Raw genomic sequence first — 15,194 nt, 5'->3', positions numbered from 1 at the left:
GCCTCCATCGGTTCGGGACTTGGCGTCCTTGTCGATGGCGGTAGTAACCGATAATGCTAAAGCCATCGAAAACAACAACCGGAAATCAAGTGCGCTACCGAAAGGGAACGCGCAGAGCCAGTCGAATTGAAGTAGACATAGATAGTGGTAACGGGAATTGGCAAAAGTTCAGTGTTGTCAATTTATCCCAACAAGGTTGTAATATTGACTCAGCCGAATGGAAATTTCGCATCGGTGAATCCTTGTCGGTCAAATTTGCAGAAATGCCCCGAATACGTTGCAGTGTTCGTTGGGTTCGTGACGGCCAGGTTGGAATAGAATTTACTGTACCGCTATCGGCAGAAATGGTCGACGGGATTACGCGATAGGCTTGAATGTGGCTGCAACGCCGCCTCAAGCGACGTCGCTGATGCCCAAATCCGCCAGCTTGCGATACAAGGTCGACCGGCCGATGCCCAAGCGACGTGCGACTTCGGTCATGCGTCCGCGATAGTGGCCGATGGCGAGGCGGATCACATCCGCTTCGATCTCTTCCAGTGGACGCATATTGCCATCCGCCTCGTAAAGGGTCACGCCAATACCGTCGTTCGCACCCGCTCCGTTGGAGCCGCCATTGCCGGGAACGCCCACAGCAGCCGAAATTTGTGGAAACTCTTCGGGCGTCAGCGCATCGCGCTCGCACAAGACAGCCGCGCGGAACAGCGCGCTTTGCAACTGGCGCACGTTACCGGGCCAGCTATAGCCCCGCAGCATGGTGAGCGCTTCATCGGTTATGCCCAGACTGCGAAGGCCGGGCTGGCTTGCAAGGCGGCCCAGAAAATGGCGGGCCAAGGCCGGAATGTCGCTTGTACGCTCACGCAGCGGCGGGATCGTCAGTTGGACAACATTCAACCGGTAAAACAAATCCTCGCGGAAATCGCCTGCCGCCAATTTGTCGGCAAGGCTGGAATTGCTCGCGGAAATCAGGCGTACGTCAATTCGGAAGCTGTGCGCAGCGCCTAAAGGTTGGATTTCATTCTGGGTTAACAGGCGAACAAGCCGGACCTGCGTTTCCTGCGGAAGATGGTCGACCTCGTCCAGGAATACCGCGCCGCCTTCGGCCTGTTGCAATATGCCGATCCGCCTGTCGAATGCGCCTGCAAAGGCATCTTTTTCATGACCGAACAGAACCGAATCGAGAAGGGTTGGTGAAATCGCGCCGCAATTCACTTTCAGCAGCGGCAGCTTTGAACGGGGGCTGGCGGCGTGGATCGCGTCGGCGACCACTTCTTTGCCGACACCCGATTCGCCTTCAATGAAAATAGGTGCCCGGCTGCGCGCTGCTTTTGCCGCGATTGCCAAAGCCGCACGAAATGCGGGGGCGGAACCGATAATCTCTTCGAAGGCCAGTGGCTGCGTAATTTTTTCGGTGAGCGGATGGAGTTCGCCGAACTCCTTGCTCTTGTCGGATGCAAGGCTGAGCGCCGCGATCAGGCGCTCGGCGGCAACCGGCTTGATGATATAATCCGATGCACCCGCGCGCATGGCTTCAATGGCTGCTTCGTTGGACCCAATAGCGGTCATCAACAATATAGGAAGCGCAGGACGGCGTGACTTCAGTTCCGCGATCAAAGATGCCGCGTCAGAGCCGGGAACCCACTGATCAAGGATAATCGCGTCCAGCATCATGCCATCTTGGGTGCCGAGCATGGCTATGGCGGTCTCGGCATCGCGCGCAAACACGGTGCGCCAGCCGGCACGCGACGCAATTGCCGACACCAGCCTGCATTGGGCCGGCTCGTCATCGACAAGCATCAATAATCGGGTCTCTTGTTCTAGCATTCAACATCCATGAACAGGTTCAAGGAAAGTTGTGGTAACGCAAAGGAGTAAAGAGCCGATTAAGCATGGGCTATATTTTCTTTGGCGCGCCGGGTTGAGCATATGGATAGGAGCGGTTAAGGCAAAAGTTGGATAAAGCTTAAGAATGGAGGCAACAATGGCACAGAATAATGATTTGGGTCCTGCACGGGAAACGTACGAAGGCTTTGTTACACTTTTCAAATGGGGCACGATCGTATCCGTCGCCGTGACAGCGCTTGTTGTGCTGATCATCGCCAGCCGCGCCGCCTGACGTGGTAAAAATCGCGGTATTGAAGGAAACCGCCGCTGGCGAAACACGGGTTGCTGCATCACCGGAAACGGTTAAAAAGTTTATCGCTTTGGGTGCCAGCGTGTCTGTCGAAAGCGGCGCAGGCCTTCTCGCTTCGGTAAGCGATGCGGAATATGAGGCCATGGGTGCCTCTGTCGGTGCATCGCCAGCGGTCCTGAAAGATGCCGATATCATCCTCGGCGTTCAGGGACCTGATCCAAAAGCCCTGAAGGGATTTGCACCGGGCGCATGGCTTGTTGCCGGGCTCGATCCCTTTGGACAGCGTGCCCGCGTCGATGAATATGCGAAGGCGGGCGTCGAGGCCTTGGCGATGGAATTCATGCCGCGCATTACCCGTGCGCAGTCGATGGATATCCTTTCATCGCAATCAAATCTGGCCGGATATAAGGCCGTGATCGAAGCCGCCTCGATCTATGGCCGCGCTTTCCCGATGATGATGACCGCCGCAGGCACTGTCAGTGCCGCAAAGGCTTTCATTATGGGCGTGGGCGTCGCCGGTTTGCAGGCCATCGCCACCGCACGCCGTTTAGGCGCGCAGGTTTCCGCAACGGACGTCCGATCGGCAACCAAGGAACAGATCGAATCGCTGGGCGCCAAAGCCATTTTCGTTGAAAATGTCGCCGGTATCGAAGGCGAGGGCGCTGGTGGCTATGCAACGGAAATGTCCGACGAATATAAGGCCGCGCAAGCTGAACTGGTGTCCAGCCATATCGCAAAACAGGATATCGTCATCACCACAGCACTGATCCCGGGGCGTCCTGCGCCACGGCTGATTTCCGATGCGCAAATTGCCAGCATGAAGCCCGGCTCGGTCATCTTCGACCTTGCCGTCGCACAGGGCGGCAATGTCGAAGGCTCCAAGCCCGATGAAGTTGTCGTCAAACATGGCGTCAAGATTATCGGCTATGCCAACACACCCGCGCATTTGGCGGCGGACACGTCGGCCTTGTTCTCGCGCAACCTCTTCAACTTCCTGTCCGCCTTCTGGGACAAGGAAGCCGGTGAGCCGGTGTTGCCCGATGACGATGAAATTACCGCTGCAATCCGTCTAACAAAGGACGGAAAGGTTGTGAATGAACGCCTGTTGGCGTGAGGGGGATTTAATGGACTTTATTTCAATCTTATCCATCTTCGTGATGGCCTGTTTCGTGGGCTATTATGTTGTTTGGTCCGTCACGCCTGCCTTGCACACACCGCTGATGGCGGTCACCAACGCGATTTCATCGGTTATCATCGTCGGCGCGCTGATCGCTTCGGCGGCGGCGGGGTCGCCGAGTGCCAAATGGCTGGGGCTGATTGCAGTGGCATTGGCCAGCGTCAATATTTTCGGCGGCTTCGCCGTGACGGCACGCATGCTCGCCATGTACAAGAAAAAGGAGCGCTGATCGATGGAACATGCCGCTCCTCCTGCATGGGTTATGCTCGCCTATCTGATATCGGGCGTTTTCTTCATTCTTGCGTTGCGAGGCCTATCCTCGCCGGCGACGTCGCAGCGGGGTAACCGCTTCGGCATGGCAGGTATGCTGATTGCCGTGGTGACGACGCTGGTGACGCACGAAGTCGCGTCTCTGCCAGAGATATTGGGTGCGATCGCCATCGGCGGTGGCATTGGTTGGATCATCGCCCGCCGCATAGCCATGACCGACATGCCACAACTTGTGGCTGCGTTTCACAGCCTTGTGGGTATGGCCGCTGTGCTTGTTGCCGCGGCTGCGTTTCTCAATCCGGTTGCCTTTGGCATCACCGGAGCGGACGGCCTGATCAATCCAGTCAGCCGCGTCGAAATGGGCTTGGGCATTGCTATTGGTGCGATCACCTTTTCGGGATCGGTCATCGCTTTCCTGAAACTGGCGGGCAAGATGTCGGGTGCGCCGATATTGTTGCCTCTCCGCCATTTGATCAATCTTGGAACGCTTGCGGCCATCATCGGCCTCGTAGGCTATTTCACCATTGACCAGTCGCCTTGGGTGTTCTGGACCATCACGGCGCTGAGCTTCCTGATCGGCTTCCTGCTGATTATCCCCATCGGCGGCGCGGATATGCCTGTCGTTGTGTCGATGCTGAACAGCTATTCCGGCTGGGCCGCGGCCGCTATGGGTTTCACCCTGCACAATACGGCGATGATCATCACCGGCGCATTGGTCGGTTCGTCGGGTGCGATTCTGTCCTACATCATGTGCAAGGCCATGAACCGCAGCTTCATCAGCGTCATCGCGGGTGGCTTTGGTGCCGAAGCATCGTCCGCCAGCGGCGAAGCCAAGGAACAGCGCCCCTGGAAGCGCGGCTCTGCCGAAGATGCCGCCTATATGATGCAGCAAGCCGAAAGCGTGATCATCGTCCCCGGTTACGGCATGGCGGTGGCGCAGGCCCAGCACGTACTGCGCGAAATGGCGGACGTCCTGAAAAAGCAGGGCGTGTCGGTGAAATATGCGATCCATCCTGTCGCTGGACGCATGCCTGGACATATGAACGTGCTGCTCGCCGAAGCATCGGTTCCCTATGATGAAGTCTTTGAACTGGAAGACATCAACAGCGAATTTGCGCAAGCCGATGTTGCGTTCATCATCGGGGCCAATGACGTCGTCAATCCTGCTGCAAAGACCGATAAATCATCGCCCATCTACGGGATGCCGGTGTTCGATGTGGACAAGGCCAAGACGGTTTTCTTCGTCAAGCGATCTATGGGCGGCGTGGGCTATGCGGGTGTCGACAACGACGTCTTTTACATGGACCAGACCATGATGCTCCTCGCCGATGCCAAGAAGATGTGCGAAGACATCGTCAAAGCCTTGCAGCATTAGGCCACTTCACGCTAACGAAGGTCAACAGCCGCTCCGATACTATATCGGGGCGGCATTTTGATTGGCTTTTGTGAGGTGACCCATGCGTAAATTAGGATTGATCGGGGGGATGAGCTGGTACTCAACCGAGCTCTATTATGCACGTATCAACAAACAGGTAGTCAAGCGCACAGGCGGCACCTGCAACGCACCACTGGTCCTGGAAAGCCTGAATTTCTGCGACATTGCAAAAGCAACCAGCGACCAGGATTGGGACCATGTTGCCGAAGTGCTCATCGCGGCCGCGCAACGGCTTGAAGTCGCCGGCGCCACGGCGATCCTGATTTGTGCGAACAGTATGCACAAGGTGTATGAACGCGTTGAACAGGCCGTCTCGATACCGCTGATCCACATTGCCGATGCCGTGGGTACAAAAATGAAAGCTGATGGCGTGCAGTCGGCGGCTTTGCTTGGCACCGCCAATGTGATGGCCGAAAACTGGTACCGTCAGCGTCTGGTCAAGCATGGCGTCACCCTGATGCCTGCCGAAATGGATGATGTGCAGGATCTGGACCGGATCATCTATGAAGAGTTGATGCTGGGTCAGGTGAAGCGTGAATCGGAACGCACGCTAAAGACGATCATCACCGAAATTGATCAGGAAGGCATAAAGGCCGTGGTTCTCGGCTGCACCGAATTGTGCATGATCGTGGACACAAAGGCCAATGTCCTGCCTATTTATGACAGCACGGAGATACATGCCGACGCAGGTGTGGAGTGGATTTTGGGCGACGCATCCTGAATTTTCGTGCGGCCCTGTTTTGGGTTGGCAATTCCATATAACTGCGGCATCTTGTGCTGCATGAGGATGAGGAAAATCGCTATCGCCAGCGCTGCAATCTGCGCGCTAATTCAACCGGCATTTGCCAAGACCATAGCGGTTGCAGCAGGCGACGGAGCGCAGGAGCGCTTGCAAGAGGCGCTGATTGCCGCACAACCCGGCGATATTGTTGAACTGGGGGCAGGGCGTTTCAGCCTGACCGATGGCCTTTCGCTCGATGTGAATGGCGTGACGGTCAAGGGGCAGGGCGCCAAGGAATCCGTTCTCGACTTCTCAAACCAGAAAGGCGCGGGCGAGGGGCTGCTTGTAACTTCGGACGATGTCATACTGCGTGATTTCGGCGTCGAGAACAGCAAAGGCGACGGCATAAAATCCAAAGGTGCAGACCGCATCGTCTATCACAAGTTGCGCGTTGAATGGACGGGTGGCCCCAAGGCCACCAATGGCGCTTACGGTATCTATCCGGTGGAAAGCAAAGATGTGCTAATCGACACCGTCGTGGTTCGCGGGGCTTCGGACGCCGGAATCTATGTCGGGCAATCGCGCAACATCGTGGTGCGCGGATCCGTTGCTACGGAAAATGTGGCCGGCATTGAGATCGAGAACAGCTTCGACGCCGATGTGCACGATAATATCGCGACCCATAATACCGGCGGCGTGCTGATATTCGACTTACCCAATTTGCCGCAAATGGGCGGGCATAATGTCCGCGTTTTCGACAATATCATCGTCGATAACATGACGCCGAATTTCGCGCCCAAGGGCAATATCGTCGCCAATGTGCCGACCGGCACGGGTGTGATGGTCATGGCGAACCGCAATGTCGAAATTTTCGACAATATTTTGGGGGACAATGGCACGACCAATATCATGGTCGTTGGCTATCGTTTTCCGCATCAGGACGCCAAATATGATCCCCTGCCGCGCGATGTTGTGATCTGGGATAACCAGCATGGAAAGGCAGGTTGGGACCCCCAATTTCGTGGCGGCAAGGAAATCGCGGCGGCCATGGGCGGCAGCTTCCCTGCCATTTTCTGGGACGGGGCAGGCGGACCGGAGCGTGCGCCGATCATCTCGGATACCGTGCCAGCGCTTTCGCTCGGTCTGACCGACATTGCGGCCGATCCCACGACGGCCAATCCGACGCCGCTTGCGCCATCGGATAAGCGTCCGGCGGCTTTGCCTGCAATCATCCTGCCGGCGGCGATGGAGGCTGCGGTCCGTTAATGCGCCTTCTGCTGCCATTCATGGCGTGCTTTGCCGCGGCCGTTGGACTGGCAACGCCGCATGGGCAGGTTTCGGATCAGCAGATAGCGGGAACAAATTATCCGGCGACATTATCGGCCTATGGCTTCTTTGACGGCGCGGCGAACCGGCCCTCCCGGCAATTGATTCCCTATCAACTGCGGACGCCGTTGTTTTCCGATTATGCCGAAAAACAACGGTTTATTTACCTTCCGGAAGGTGCGCGATTGACGTCTGATCAGGCAGGTAAGCTCGAATTCCCCGTGGGCGCGGCGTTAATCAAATCCTTTGGATATCCCGACAAGTCTGGCGCGCTCCGTATTTTGGAAACGCGTGTGTTGTTGCACCAGCAGGATGGCTGGGTGGCTCTACCTTATATATGGCGCGATGATGGCGGTGACGCGGATTTGCGCGTGGGCGGCAAACGCATGGCGGTCGATGTCGAGCTGCAAGGAACGCCGACGACGATCAGCTACGCCGTCCCGAATAAAAACCAGTGCAAGCAATGCCATTCCTCGGATGCCAGCATCGTGCCGATCGGGCCTATCTGGCAAAATATGGAGTTTCCGCGGCAGGGTGACCGCGAAAAACTGCTCCAGTGGATGCCCCAACTGGCGAAAATGGCAGCATGGGGAAAATGGGATGATCTGGAAGGCGGCACACTCAACGAACGCGCCCGCCATTATCTGAAGGTCAATTGCGGCCATTGCCACGCCCCAAAGGGGTCGGCGAGCAATAGCGGTCTGTTTCTCGACGGTTCCGCAGGCGACGCCGCGGCCTACGGGATCGGCAAGCGACCTGTGGCCGCAGGGCGGGCAAGCGGTGATTTCGATTTTGTGATCGAAGCGGGCCGTCCTGACCGGTCCATATTGATTTACCGGATGAAGAGCACCGATCCGGGCATCGCAATGCCGGAGCTAGGCCGGGCAACGGCCCATGCGGAAGGCGTCAAATTGTTGGAAGACTGGGTCGCTGCAATGCCGAGCGGGGGTCACTGACGCATTGAGCGTTTGAGCTCATAGCGTGTGCCCGTCCACCCTTCGAATACCGCGTTGATCCCGGGATGGGCGATGGGGCCATGTTCCACGTCTGCCAACAGATTTTGCTGGCTGACATAGGCGATGTAGCTGCTTTCGGCATTTTCCGCGAACAAATGGTAAAATGGCTGGTTCTTGGCGGGCCGCACAGGTTCTGGAATGGACTCATACCATTCCTCGCTATTGGCAAAAACGGGGTCGATATCGAACACGACACCCCGGAAATCAAATATACGGTGGCGCACGACATCACCGATGGCGAACTGGGCTTCAACGACTTCGGGAAGGGCAACTTTTTCAATCATGCCACCAATATCATATCAATGTGTCCGCAAATCAACCTTGTCGCTTGGCAAAGCGAAAAACATCGGCTAATGGCCCCGCTCTGTCTTTGGGACGCGCCAGTTTTCCGGCAATGACCAGTCCTAAAGATCTGCGGAGAGATGGCTGAGTGGTCGAAAGCACCGCACTCGAAATGCGGCGTGCTCGTGAGGGTACCTAGGGTTCGAATCCCTATCTCTCCGCCAATTTGGTGGTTCAGCTTATGGCAAAAGGGGTGGCATTACGGTGCCGCCTTCGCTAGCACGCGTGCAATAGTTTTTTGGGATTTTCATATGCGTAACCGATTCTTGCTTCTCATTCTGTCTACCGCACTTGCTTCTTGTGGCAGTTCGCAACTTGGCAGTGCAGGCAGTGTTTCAGACGTAAAAGTCGTTGAAAGTGACGTTCTCCCTGAACCCACACGGCTCGATTTGTTTGAACAGAATCGCCCCTATCTGATCGGCCCGTTTGATAAATTGGTTATCGACGTCTTCGGCATCGAAGAATTGAGCAAACAGGAAGTTCAAACCGATGCGGGTGGCCGCATCTCGTTCCCCTTGGCCGGTATCATTACCGCCGCGGGAAAGACACCAGGCGAGCTGGAGGAAGAAATCGAAAGTCGTTTGCGTGGTCAATATGTCCGCGATCCGCAGGTTACGGTCAATTTGAAAGAGACGGTCAGCCAGGTTGTTACCATTGACGGTCAGGTTCGCGAACCGGGCTTATACCCTGTGATTGGCCGGATGACATTGATGCGCGCAGTTGCCGTTGCAAAGGGCACTGCAGAATTTGCCAAGCTGGACGATGTCGTTATCTTCCGTACGGTAAACGGGCAGAAAATGGCTGCGCTCTACAATCTCAAGGCTATCCGCCGGGGCTATTATAATGACCCGGAAGTGTTCGCAAATGACGTTGTCGTAGTCGGGGATTCGCAGGCCCGTCGCTTGTTCAAGGATGGCTTGCAGCTTGCGCCAACATTGCTGACGCCGCTGGTATATCTGCTGACCAACAATTAGACTCTTCATACTTTGCCCTCGATTTTTTTGGGTCAGGGCAATTTGCGACGAGTTGAAACCTGCTGGGTTGGATTTGGATATATTTGATCTTGCTCTTCAAAATAATATGCTATGGTTGGTCTCTGGTTGGGGTGGCCAGACACTGATTTATCGGGGGCTTTATGGCATTCCACTCCCGCGTCCTTGATGGCGCTGTTGAAAAACCAGTATTGGCGCTGCAGGAACGCATGCTTGGCGTTCCTATAACCGATCGGAATTTCCGCGAAATATCGTTGCGCCATGATAAGGAAGATCGCATCTTCTGGTGCTTTATGGACCAGACCGGCCGTCCGAGCTATACCTATAGTCTCGGCGCAGAAATCCAGCAGGTTCAGGACTGGATTGCGAATAACTACACCATGCCCGCCAATGGCGGCCCCGATGATTTGCGCTATTTTGTGTGCGGTTCAAAAACGCCCGGAATTTATAATCTCGGCGGCGATTTGCGGCATTTCGCGGAATGTATCCGCAACCGCGATCTGGCGGCGATGCGCACCTACGCGGAGACCTGCGTGCGTATGCAATATGCCAATGCAAACAGCTTCGGAGCGCCGATTATTACCATGGCGCTGGTCCAAGGCGATGCTCTTGGTGGCGGGTTCGAACATGCTCTGGCCTTCGATATTCTCGTCGCGGAACGCAGTGCCCGCATGGGTCTTCCCGAGATTATCTTCAACCTGTTCCCGGGAATGGGGGCGTACAGTTTCCTGCTCCGCAGGGTCGGACGCAAGGTTGCCGAAAACTTCATCCTTGAAGGCAAAATCCACACTGCGGAAGAACTGCATGAACTGGGCATTGTCGATATCCTCGTAGAGGATGGACAAGGCGAGGCAGCAATTATCGATTATTGCCAGCGGGGACAGGCGCGGTTCGCCGCCGAGCGGGCTGTTTATCTCGCCCGCCGCGTCGCAAATCCGGTCGAGCTTGAAGAATTGCTCAGGATTACAAACATTTGGGCTGAAACTGCTATGACCTTGTCCGAGGCCGATGTGCGCAAAATGGAGCGGCTTGCCGATGCGCAGGAACGGCGCATTCAGAGGAGCCTGAAAGTCGTTACTTGACCGCTACGAGTGGGGCTTTCGCCGCATAGCCTTCCAGCATCGGCTTTAAAGCTTCGAGCACATTGTCGAGTTCAGCTTCTATCTTCGCTAGATATATAAAGCGGTTTTCGTCAAATTCTGCTTCGGTCACCCGCTCAAGCCGACCACAAATTTCGCCTAATGTTTTGGCACCCATATTGTTGCTCGAACTCTTAATGGCGTGGGCACAAAAGCGGAAATCGCGCACTTTTCCTTCGTGTACTGACACGCGAAGGGGCTCGAGAGTTTGCGCCGCGTCTTCGAAAAATCCTTCGATCATCCCACGTACAAAATCGTCGTCGCCGATGGACATCAAATAGCCGAGCTGGCTCGAATCAATCGCGTCCGCAACGGCGGTCTGCTGCGGGTTCAGAGGCACTACGACCTGTAACGGATCGCTGGCGCTGCCGATGATAGGCATGCTGTCGGAATCCCCCGCGCATAAATGTTCGATGGTCGAAAGGAGCAGCTTTGCGTCAACCGGCTTGGTAATCCGCAGATCCATGCCCGCCGATTTGCAGCGCATTTCCGTTTCGGCAGTCGCATCTGCTGTAACGCCGACAATCGGCAGATGCTGACGGCCACCCTCGATCTGCCGCCACATCATGCAGGCATCAATACCGTTGAGCCGCGGCATATTGATATCCAGCAGCAATATGTCGAATGACCCTGCTTCAAGCGCGTCAAGCGCTTCGTCACCGTCAGTGACCATGGTGACCTCATGCCCCGCCGAGCCCAATATGGCGCCCAGAACATTCCGGTTTGTCCGATTGTCATCGGCCACGAGTATCTTGCGTGGACTATATTCCACCACGACCGGCGTGGCTTCACTTTCACCGGTGCGGAAATGCGATGCGAACGAACAGCCGATCCGGATGGCGCTACGTAGCTCAGCAAAATTGGCGGATGCGGGCAGGATAGAGGCGAATGCAGCGCGCAATGCAACCTCTTCCAAATCGACGTCGCGACCGCTGGATATCAGAACCGGAGCAATTTCAGCCGCAGCAAACTGTTCCCAAATGGCGCTGTCGGGATCGATTTGCCGCGCCAGATCATGCGAAATCAGAGCAACCTTATATCGTTGCAGCCCTTGGTTGGCGAGGATCGACGCAAGTTGGTCTGGCGATTGGCAATTCACATGCTGGAGGATGAAATTATCCGCCGAACGCGCCTCGTTCAACAATTCAGGTGCGATATCGCCAAGGGAAACAATGTGGACGATATCAGTCGTGCTGGTCAGTATGTCGGTTTCTTCGGTCGCGACCATGTTCACGGGAACTTCAATCCGGAAACTACTGCCTTGGCCAACGGTGCTTTTTGCGGAAATCTTTCCGTTCACCTGTTCAACCAGCTGTTTGCAGATCGCAAGGCCCAATCCTGTGCCGCCGAAACGGTTCAATACGGTATCGTCGGCTTGTTGGAAGGGCTGGAATATGCGCTCAATTGCAGCTTCGGCTATGCCGATACCGGTATCCGAAACGGTGAACCAGATGACGTCTTTCCCGCCTTCGCTCGAAAAGCCGCTGTGCACGGAAATGCTGCCAGCTTCGGTGAATTTGAGGGCATTTCCTACCAGATTGAGCAGGATGTTGCGCAATACGTCGGTGGGGCCTTCGACCAGACGGTCTGATAATGGTTCGGCCTGCAGATGGATCGAAAGACCTTTGTCTTCGATCCGGACCGCCATGATGTCCCTGATTTCAGTAAGAAGTTCGGTCGGCCTGAAGGCAGAGGTCTTGATCTGCGCCGAGCCTGCGCCGGTTTTGGCAACTTCGATCAATTGTTCGATCAGATGCAGCAAATGCTCGCCTGCCAATACGCTGGCCTCGACCATTTCCTTTTGGTTGCGGGGCATGTCGGACTGGCGCAGATGGTTGCCATATCCGATAATGGCATTGAGCGGCGTGCGAAGTTCGTGGCTGACGCTCGCCAGAAAGTAGCTTTTTGCCTTACTGGCGAGTTCGGCCTGTTCCTTTGCCAAAGATATTTTGCGGATTAACGTCGAACAATAGGCCGGAATGATCAGCAGGGCGAGGGCGAGGGCACAGCCCAGAAAGATGTTCTGTTGCCAATAATCGGTCGACAGGACGACCACACCGAAAGTTAGCGTTGATAATCCCGCCGCTATAAACAGCCATTTGACGCCGTATCGAAAACCATTGCCCAGGATCATCCACAATATGATGGGGTAGAAGATCGACATATGCTCCGGCTCGCGGAGCATGACGGCGAAGGCCATCATGACATCAAGGATAATGGCCGCTAACCAACGTTCGCCGGGTCGCCAAATTTCCCTCTTCTGCATCGCATATAGGGCGGCGTTGAAAGACAAATAGGTGAAAAACGCCGTGAATATGACAATGTCAAAGGCAAAGAAATAGCAGCCGATCCCGGACGCTCCGCCCATCACCAGACGGTTGCGCAAGATTTCCTGCTCCGGGCTGAGTTCCGCCCGAAGCTTTTTCAGATAGGCAATCATTGCGCACCTGTGTCGGATTGGGCGTTATCGGTGCGGAAAAGCTCGCGCAGTTCGTTGACCGACAGCGGCCGACCCAGCAAGAAGCCTTGCACTTCATCGCAGCCCGATGCGCGCAGAAGCGCATATTGCGCCTCGTTCTCGACGCCTTCGGCGACCACTCGCATGTTGAGCGCGTGGGCCAGATGCGCGATGGTCGAAATGATTGCACGATCCGCAGATGAATTTTCGATACGGGCAATGAAGGTCTGATCGATTTTTAACCGCGTGGCAGGCAGGTCACGAAGATATTGGAGCGACGAATAGCCGGTCCCGAAATCATCAATCGAAATACCGATCCCGCCCAACCGGAGCGTTTCCAGCTGGTCGTGCACTTCCTGATTATGATCGAGCAGAAGTTCTTCAGTGATTTCGATCGAGAGCTTGCCGCGCGTAATATTATATTTGGCGACCTTTTCGAGGATATCAGCGCTCATATTGCTGAACTGGAATTGCTTCGGTGAAACGTTCACTGCGACGGGAGGCAGGGTAATGCCCTGCGCTTCAAATTCCGCAATTTGCGCGCATGCCCGGTTCACGACCCACTGGCCGATATTGCCGATCAAACCTGAGTCGTTCGCGACCCGAATAAAGTCGTGCGGCACAAGCCGCCCGCGAACCGGATGCTGCCAGCGAAGCAGGGCTTCAAGCCCGGCATATTCACCGCTCGCAATGTCGACAATCGGTTGATATTCCAGAAACAGTTGGTCGCTGTGCAGGGCATCGCGCAGGTCGCTTTCGACGCCAGCGTTCAGCTGGGCGATCTGGTTCATCCGTGGCGAGAAGAAGCAGAAGCGGTTGCGACCGGAAGATTTGGCTTCATACATCGCAAGATCTGCCAGACGCAGCAGCTCATCCGACGAGCTGCCGTCCTCGGGAATCAGGGCGATACCAATGCTTGCGCCAATCAATTGTTCCACGCCGCCCACGGAATAGGGCTCGCCAATTTGCGCCAGCAATTTGGAGCAACTTGCCACAACATCTTCCTGGCTATCCAGATTCTGGAGGACGATGGCGAATTCGTCTCCGCCGATGCGCGCGGCAAAGCCGTTGCTATCGAGAGCATTGCTCAGGCGTTCGGCCACCTGACGCAGCAGCATGTCCCCGGCCTGATGCCCGCGTGTGTCGTTGATAACCTTGAAGCGGTCGAGATCGAGTAGCAGCAACGCCGCGCCTTTGCCGGTCGTGTTGCAGTTGTCGATGGCGACACGCATCTTGTCCGACAGAAGTGTGCGGTTCGGAAGACCTGTCAGCATGTCGTGCAGCGCCAGATGGGTGCGGTGTTCCTCCGCAAATTTGCGCGCGGTGATATCGAGACCCGTCGTCAAAATGCCGATGGTCTGATTGTCTTTGTTGAGCAGGGGCGACTTGTTGCAGTGGAAGGTGAGTTCGATATCCTCGCTGAAGAATTTCTCTTCATAGTTCGGTATCGAAATGCCGGTTTCCAATATCACATTGTTGCGGCGCTTTTCGCGTTCAACCAGATCGGGCGGCAATATTTCGGATATCGATTGGCCAACCAGTTCTTCCGGATCGCGGCCGAACAAGGCGGCCTGATAGGAGTTCAGGAACAGGAACTTGCCGTTGCGGTCCGTGGCATTGATCAGGATCGGCGTCGTATCGATAATCTGTTCGAGCATCGACTTTCCGCTCGGCTCGCTGCCTTCTTCGTCTTCTTCCGAGCTGGGGCGGTTATTGGTGGCGAGCGATTGCTTCAGCTCTTGCTGTTTTTGGTACTGGCCAAGCAGCAAAATGGCCCGGTCGCGAAATTCGATATGCGAGACCGGACTTTGCAGGAAGTCGGTGGCACCGGCATCAAGGGCGCTGATGCGGCATTCACGGTCCTGCCGTGCTGTAATGATGATGGCGGGAATATGCGCACCGACTGTCCGGGCCCGGAATTTGGAAATGAACGCGGCGCCGTCCATTTCCGGCATGCGGTAGTCCACGATCAGCAAATCGGCATGTTCGGTTTCAAGCCATTTCAGGGCTTCCACGGCGCTGTGAAAGCAGGTCGCGGAATATTCCGGACCCATCATAGCGACATATTGCGCATAGACGCGCAAATTGGTCGAACGATCATCAACAATGACTATGCGCGCCTGCATACTGCTCGCGATAGTCGGAGAACCTCAAGGATTGGTTAAGGGCGCGTTTGTAATTTGGTTA

14 protein-coding genes and 1 tRNA gene are annotated in these 15,194 nt (G+C 55.7%); 11 read left to right on the top strand and 4 right to left on the bottom strand.

The genetic code is table 11. The features are described 5' to 3' along the window. Nucleotides 1-53: 53 nt before the first annotated feature. Complete coding sequence (locus EUU25_RS16685; RefSeq protein WP_158898695.1) at nucleotides 54-368, top strand: PilZ domain-containing protein; 315 nt, start codon at nucleotides 54-56, stop codon at nucleotides 366-368. A gap of 25 nt (nucleotides 369-393) precedes the next feature. Here the strand turns inward: EUU25_RS16685 and EUU25_RS04540 are convergent, their stop codons facing one another. Next, nucleotides 394-1,821 carry a sigma-54-dependent transcriptional regulator gene (locus tag EUU25_RS04540; protein WP_158898693.1) on the bottom strand — a complete coding sequence of 476 codons (1,428 nt, stop codon included), beginning with the start codon at nucleotides 1,819-1,821 and terminating at the stop codon, nucleotides 394-396. A gap of 157 nt (nucleotides 1,822-1,978) precedes the next feature. Here EUU25_RS04540 and EUU25_RS04535 point away from each other — a divergent pair, with 157 nt between their 5' ends. From EUU25_RS04535 to EUU25_RS04505, 7 genes are all read left to right on the top strand, one after another. After that, nucleotides 1,979-2,113 (top strand): aa3-type cytochrome c oxidase subunit IV, encoded by a 135-nt coding sequence (locus tag EUU25_RS04535; protein WP_158898691.1) that lies wholly within the window; start codon nucleotides 1,979-1,981, stop codon nucleotides 2,111-2,113. A 1-nt stretch (nucleotide 2,114) separates the two neighbouring features. Further along, nucleotides 2,115-3,245 (top strand): Re/Si-specific NAD(P)(+) transhydrogenase subunit alpha, encoded by a 1,131-nt coding sequence (locus tag EUU25_RS04530; RefSeq protein ID WP_158898689.1) that lies wholly within the window; start codon nucleotides 2,115-2,117, stop codon nucleotides 3,243-3,245. Between the two features lie 10 nt (nucleotides 3,246-3,255). After that, nucleotides 3,256-3,537: an NAD(P) transhydrogenase subunit alpha part 2 gene (locus EUU25_RS04525; protein WP_143775446.1), complete on the top strand. Its 282-nt coding sequence runs from the start codon at nucleotides 3,256-3,258 to the stop codon at nucleotides 3,535-3,537. A gap of 3 nt (nucleotides 3,538-3,540) precedes the next feature. After that, complete coding sequence (locus EUU25_RS04520; RefSeq protein WP_158898687.1) at nucleotides 3,541-4,953, top strand: NAD(P)(+) transhydrogenase (Re/Si-specific) subunit beta; 1,413 nt, start codon at nucleotides 3,541-3,543, stop codon at nucleotides 4,951-4,953. A gap of 82 nt (nucleotides 4,954-5,035) precedes the next feature. Then, the gene (locus tag EUU25_RS04515; protein WP_158898685.1) at nucleotides 5,036-5,734 is read left to right on the top strand and encodes an aspartate/glutamate racemase family protein; all 699 of its coding nucleotides are present in this window, start codon (nucleotides 5,036-5,038) and stop codon (nucleotides 5,732-5,734) included. Nucleotides 5,735-5,800: 66 nt separating this feature from the next. After that, entirely contained in the window at nucleotides 5,801-7,000 is a 1,200-nt protein-coding gene (locus tag EUU25_RS04510; RefSeq protein WP_158898683.1) for a parallel beta-helix domain-containing protein, read from the top strand. Beyond that, on the top strand, nucleotides 7,000-8,016 hold the full coding sequence (locus tag EUU25_RS04505; RefSeq protein ID WP_158898681.1) for an SO2930 family diheme c-type cytochrome: 1,017 nt from the start codon (nucleotides 7,000-7,002) through the stop codon (nucleotides 8,014-8,016). The genes EUU25_RS04510 and EUU25_RS04505 overlap by 1 nt, the downstream gene beginning before the upstream one ends. On the opposite strand, the gene hspQ is transcribed toward EUU25_RS04505, so the two are convergent. Continuing rightward, nucleotides 8,010-8,360, bottom strand: a complete 351-nt coding sequence (hspQ, locus tag EUU25_RS04500) for a heat shock protein HspQ (RefSeq protein WP_158898679.1) — start codon at nucleotides 8,358-8,360, stop codon at nucleotides 8,010-8,012. The two genes, EUU25_RS04505 and hspQ, sit on opposite strands and share 7 nt — an antisense overlap. Nucleotides 8,361-8,492: 132 nt before the next feature. Here hspQ and EUU25_RS04495 point away from each other — a divergent pair. From EUU25_RS04495 to EUU25_RS04485, 3 genes are all read left to right on the top strand, one after another. Then, nucleotides 8,493-8,582: transfer RNA gene (locus EUU25_RS04495), tRNA-Ser, on the top strand. 87 nt (nucleotides 8,583-8,669) lie between these two features. Then, nucleotides 8,670-9,392, top strand: a complete 723-nt coding sequence (locus tag EUU25_RS04490; protein ID WP_158898677.1) for a polysaccharide biosynthesis/export family protein — start codon at nucleotides 8,670-8,672, stop codon at nucleotides 9,390-9,392. A 161-nt stretch (nucleotides 9,393-9,553) separates the two neighbouring features. Further along, entirely contained in the window at nucleotides 9,554-10,492 is a 939-nt protein-coding gene (locus EUU25_RS04485; protein ID WP_158898675.1) for a crotonase/enoyl-CoA hydratase family protein, read from the top strand. Here EUU25_RS04485 and EUU25_RS04480 read toward each other — a convergent pair. After that, entirely contained in the window at nucleotides 10,485-12,989 is a 2,505-nt protein-coding gene (locus EUU25_RS04480; RefSeq protein WP_158898673.1) for an ATP-binding protein, read from the bottom strand. The genes EUU25_RS04485 and EUU25_RS04480 overlap by 8 nt on opposite strands. After that, a complete protein-coding gene (locus EUU25_RS04475) occupies nucleotides 12,986-15,133 on the bottom strand; it encodes an EAL domain-containing response regulator (RefSeq protein WP_158898671.1) in 2,148 nt (715 codons plus the stop codon). Before EUU25_RS04475 ends, EUU25_RS04480 begins: the two co-directional genes overlap by 4 nt. Nucleotides 15,134-15,194 lie beyond the last annotated feature (61 nt).

It is taken from the genome of Sphingorhabdus lacus (assembly GCF_009768975.1).
Classification (GTDB): domain Bacteria; phylum Pseudomonadota; class Alphaproteobacteria; order Sphingomonadales; family Sphingomonadaceae; genus Sphingorhabdus_B; species Sphingorhabdus_B lacus.
This window is presented reverse-complemented; position numbering and strand designations above follow the sequence as displayed.

What these genes read in the sequence shown, in the direction of transcription:
- EUU25_RS16685 (WP_158898695.1), top strand. Translation starts at nt 54, where the DNA reads ATGCTAAAGCCATCGAAAACAACAACCGGAAATCAAGTGCGCTACCGA.
- EUU25_RS04540 (WP_158898693.1), bottom strand. Translation starts at nt 1,821, where the DNA reads ATGCTAGAACAAGAGACCCGATTATTGATGCTTGTCGATGACGAGCCG.
- EUU25_RS04535 (WP_158898691.1), top strand. Translation starts at nt 1,979, where the DNA reads ATGGCACAGAATAATGATTTGGGTCCTGCACGGGAAACGTACGAAGGC.
- EUU25_RS04525 (WP_143775446.1), top strand. Translation starts at nt 3,256, where the DNA reads ATGGACTTTATTTCAATCTTATCCATCTTCGTGATGGCCTGTTTCGTG.
- EUU25_RS04520 (WP_158898687.1), top strand. Translation starts at nt 3,541, where the DNA reads ATGGAACATGCCGCTCCTCCTGCATGGGTTATGCTCGCCTATCTGATA.
- EUU25_RS04515 (WP_158898685.1), top strand. Translation starts at nt 5,036, where the DNA reads ATGCGTAAATTAGGATTGATCGGGGGGATGAGCTGGTACTCAACCGAG.
- EUU25_RS04510 (WP_158898683.1), top strand. Translation starts at nt 5,801, where the DNA reads ATGAGGAAAATCGCTATCGCCAGCGCTGCAATCTGCGCGCTAATTCAA.
- EUU25_RS04505 (WP_158898681.1), top strand. Translation starts at nt 7,000, where the DNA reads ATGCGCCTTCTGCTGCCATTCATGGCGTGCTTTGCCGCGGCCGTTGGA.
- hspQ (WP_158898679.1), bottom strand. Translation starts at nt 8,360, where the DNA reads ATGATTGAAAAAGTTGCCCTTCCCGAAGTCGTTGAAGCCCAGTTCGCC.
- EUU25_RS04490 (WP_158898677.1), top strand. Translation starts at nt 8,670, where the DNA reads ATGCGTAACCGATTCTTGCTTCTCATTCTGTCTACCGCACTTGCTTCT.
- EUU25_RS04485 (WP_158898675.1), top strand. Translation starts at nt 9,554, where the DNA reads ATGGCATTCCACTCCCGCGTCCTTGATGGCGCTGTTGAAAAACCAGTA.
- EUU25_RS04480 (WP_158898673.1), bottom strand. Translation starts at nt 12,989, where the DNA reads ATGATTGCCTATCTGAAAAAGCTTCGGGCGGAACTCAGCCCGGAGCAG.
- EUU25_RS04475 (WP_158898671.1), bottom strand. Translation starts at nt 15,133, where the DNA reads ATGCAGGCGCGCATAGTCATTGTTGATGATCGTTCGACCAATTTGCGC.